The 4293-nt window shown below is 76.7% G+C and carries 1 protein-coding gene; it reads right to left on the reverse strand.

Features of this window, described 5'->3' with window-relative positions:
• Positions 1 to 4293 (reverse strand): SDR family NAD(P)-dependent oxidoreductase (locus ACIRS1_RS38335; protein WP_402847301.1); only part of this gene is annotated, 4293 nt, incomplete at both ends.

Below are 4293 nucleotides of genomic sequence, written 5' to 3' on the forward strand. Positions count from 1 at the left end.
TCCGGCCGTCCAGTCCACGTGCGGGGACGGCGCGTCCAGGTGCAGGGTGCGCGCGAGTTCGCCGTGCCGGAAGGCCTCGATCAGCTTGATGATGCTCGCGACGCCGGCTGCGGCCTGGGTGTGTCCGAGGTTGGACTTGACCGAGCCCAGCAGCACCGGCAGCTCGCGGTCCTGCCCGTAGGTGGCCAGGATGGCCTGGGCCTCGATCGGGTCGCCGAGCGTGGTGCCCGTCCCGTGCGCCTCCACCACGTCGACGTCCGAGGTGGTCAGCCCGGCGTTGGCCAGCGCGGCCCGGATGACGCGCTGCTGGGAGGGCCCGTTGGGCGCGGTGAGCCCGTTGCTGGCGCCGTCCTGGTTGACGGCCGAGCCGCGCAGCACGGCGAGCACCGGGTGCCCGTTGCGCCGCGCGTCCGACAGGCGTTCCAGTACCAGCAGCCCCGCACCCTCACCCCAGGCGGTGCCGTCCGCGGCGGCCGCGAAGGGCTTGCACCGCCCGTCCGCGGCCAGGCCGCGCTGACGGCTGAACTCGACGAAGGTCGCGGGCGTGGCCATCACGGTGACCCCGCCCGCCAGCGCCAGCGTGGACTCCCCCGAGCGTAGCGACTGGGCCGCCAGGTGGACGGCCACCAGGGAGGAGGAGCAGGCGGTGTCCACGGTGACGGCCGGGCCCTCCAGCCCGAGCACGTAGGAGACCCGACCGCTGGCGACGCTGCCCGCACTGCCCTGCCCGAGGTGGCCCTCGAAGCCGCTCGGTGCGGCGCCGTGCAGCCGGGCGCCGTAGTCGTCGTACATGACGCCGGCGAACACCCCGGTGCGGGAGCCGCGCAGCGTGGTCGGGTCGATGCCGGCCCGCTCGACGGCCTCCCATGCGGTCTCGAGCAGCAGCCGCTGCTGCGGGTCGGTGGCCAGTGCCTCCCGGGTGCTGATGCCGAAGAACTCGGGGTCGAAGTCGGCGGCGCGGTCCAGGAATCCGCCCGAGCGGGTGTAGGTCGTCCCGGTGTGCTCCGGGTCGGGGTGGTAGAGGTTCTCCAGGTCCCAGCCGCGGTCCGCCGGGAACGGGCCGATCGCGTCCACGCCGTCCGCGACCAGGCGCCACAGCTCCTCCGGGGAGGCGACGCCGCCGGGGAAGCGGCAGCCGATGCCGACGACGGCGATCGGCTCCTCGGAGGAGCTGGGCGTCGGCAGCGGGCCGGAGGTGGCGCTGTCGGCGGTGGTGCTGTCGTCGGTGCCGAACAGCTCGTCCAGCAGGTGGCCGGCCAGCAGGGTGACCGTCGGGTGGTCGAAGACGGCGGTGGCGGAGAGACGGACGCCGAGTGCGGCGGCGAGCCGGTTGCGCAGGTCGACGGCGGTGAGCGAGTCGACGCCGAGGTCGGTGAAGGCGCGGTCGGTGGGGACGGCCTCGGCGTTCGGGTGGGCGAGGGCCGCGGCGGCGTGCTCCTGCACCAGCCGGACGAGTCGGCCGCGCCGATCGGCCGGGTCCGCGGCGGTGAGGTCCGCGGCCAGGGCGCTGCCGACCCGGACGGCGCCGGCGGTCGCGGCCACCCGGCGGCCGGCCGGCACCAGGCCCCGCAGCAGCACCGGGACGGTGTCGGCGGTGGCGCCCGCGAGGTCGAGGCGGGCCGGGAGGACGGCGGCCGGGCCGCCCTCCAGTGCGGCGTCGAACAGGGCGAGCGCCTGGGGGACGGGCAGCGGCGCCACGCCCGAGCGGCGCAGCCGGGCCCGGTCGGCGGTGCTCAGCCCGCCGCCCATGCCGGCCTCGCCCGCCCACAAGCCCCAGGCCAGCGAGAGCGCGGGCAGGCCCGCCGCCCGGCGCCGGGCGGCGAGTGCGTCGAGGAAGGAGTTGGCGGCGGCGTAGGCGGCCTGACCGGCGCCGCCGAGCACCCCGGCGGCCGAGGAGAACAGCACGAAGGCCGTCAGCCCCTCGGTGAGCTCGTGCAGGTGCCAGGCGGCCTCGGCCTTCGGGCGCAGGACGGCGTGCAGCCGCTCGGGGGTGAGGGAGTCGAGTGTGCCGTCGTCGAGGACCCCGGCGGCGTGCACGACCGCCGTCACCGGGTGGGCGGCGAGCAGCGCGGCCACCTCGTCCCGGTCACCGAGGTCGGCGGCGACGAGTAGCACCTCGGCGCCGAGCCCGGCGAGTTCCTCCTGCAGCCGGGACGCACCGGGCGCCTCGGGCCCGCGCCGACTCACCAGCAGCAGCCGCCGGACCCGGTGCCGCTCGACCAGGTGCCGGGCGACGTGCCCGCCCAGCGCGCCGGTGGCACCGGTCAGCAGCACGGTGCCGTCGGCGTCGAACCGCGCGGCGGGTTCGGGGACCGGGGTGGCGCTCGGCTCGGCGGTCGCCGTCACGCCCGGCGTCAGGTCCGACCCGACACCCGACCCGGCGTGCGGGTCGGCGTCCGGCTCGGCGCGGACGAGCCGGGGTACCAGCAGACCGCCTTCGCGCAGGGCGAGTTGGGGCTCGTCGGCCCCGAGGGCGAAGGCCGTCCGGAGCAGCGGAGCGGCGGCGAGCGGCGGCTCCGCCCCGGGTTCCACGGCGGGCGTGTCGAGCAGCAGGATCCGGCCCGGGTGCTCGCTCTGGGCGCTGCGGACCAGGCCCCAGAGGGCGGCCGCGGCGAGGTCGGCTGGCGCCTCCCCGGCGGCGGCGCCGACGCCGCCGGCGGTCTGCACCAGCAGGCGGGCGTCGACCGAGCGCGGTTCGGCGAGCCACTCGCGCAGGAGCGTCAGGTAGTGGGCCAGGGCCGAGCGGACGAGCTTGGGCGGGGCGGTGACGCCGTCGTCGGTGATCGCCCGGAGGACGGTGTCGGGCAGCGGGCCCTCGGGGTGGGCGGCGCGCAGGGCGTCCAGGTCGGGGAGCGCGCCGTGCGGGTCGAGCACGGCCCAGGTCCGGTCCGCCGGCGGCTCGGCCGGGGCGGGTACCGGCGACCAGGCGGTGGTGTAGAGCGGTCCGGCACCGACGGCGAGCGCGCCCGGGGCGAGGGGGCGCAGGGCGAGGTGGTCGGCGGTCAGTACCGGTCCGCCGGCCGGATCGGCGGCGTGGACTGCGTACCCGCCGTCGACCGGGGTCAGCCGGACGTGCAGGACGGTCGCGGCGCTCGCATGCACCTGGACGCCGGCCCAGGCGAACGGCAGCAGCAGGCCCTCGTCCGGGCCGGTGGCGGCCAGCAGCGCGTGCAGGGCGGCGTCGAGCAGCGCAGGGTGCACGGTGAATCGGGCCGGGTCGCCGAACGCGCCTTCAGGGAGACGGACTTCGGCGAACAGGAGGTCGCCGGCGCGCCAGGCCGCGTGCAGCCCGCGGAAGGCCGGGCCGTAGCTGCGGCCCTGGTCGGCGAGCCGCTCGTAGAGGCCGTCGACGGGGAGTGCCTCGGCGTCGGCGGGCGGCCGGACGCCGGACTGCCGGACGGGATCGGCGGCTGCGGCCGGCCCGGCCCACCCGGTGGCGTTGCGGATCCACTCCGCGCCCGCCTCGGCGCGGCTGTGGACGGCGAGTTCGCGGCGTCCGTGGGTGTCCGGTCCGGCCACCGTGACCTGGATCTCCAGGGTCCCGCCCGCGGGCAGCACGGCCGGGGCGAGCAGGGTCAGCTCGCCGATCCGGGAGGCGTCCAGCCGGCCGGCGGTGTGCAGCGCGAGGTCGAGCAGCGCCGTCCCGGGGAGCAGCACGGTGCCGTGGACGGCGTGGTCGGCCAGCCACGGGTGGCTGCGGACGGAGAGGCGTCCGGAGAGCACGGCGCCGCCGTCGTCGGCGAGTTCGACCACCAGGTCGGCCAGCGGGTGTTCGGTGGGCCGGTCCGCGAGGAGGCGGCGGGCCGGTGCGTCCAGCCAGAGGTGTTGGTGTTGGAAGGGGTAGGTGGGGAGGGGGGTGTGGTTGGTGTGGGTGGTGGTGTGGGTGAGGGGTGTGCCGGTGGTCCAGGTGGTGGCGAGGGCGGTGAGGAGGTGGTGGGTTTCGTCGGTGTGGGGGCGGAGGAGGGGGGTGATGTGGGCGGTGTCGAGGGTTTCGCGGGTGGGTGCGGTGAGGGTGGGGGTGGCGCCGAGTTCGAGGTAGGTGGTGGTGCCGAGTTGTGCGGCGGTCTGGAGGGCGTCGTGGTAGCGGACGGTGCCGCGGATGTGGTCCGTCCAGTACTGGGCGTCGGTGGTCTCGACGAGGGTGCCGGTGAGGTCGGAGACGAAGGGCAGGGTGGCCCGGTGGTACGTCAACCCGCTGGCCGCGGTGTGGAATTCGTCGAGGATGGGGTCCATGTGGGGGGAGTGGAAGGCGTGGCTGACGGTGAGGGGTTTGGTGCGTCGTCCTTGGGTGTG

Source organism: Kitasatospora sp. NPDC101176, from assembly GCF_044768035.1.
Classification (GTDB): Bacteria; Actinomycetota; Actinomycetes; order Streptomycetales; family Streptomycetaceae; genus Kitasatospora.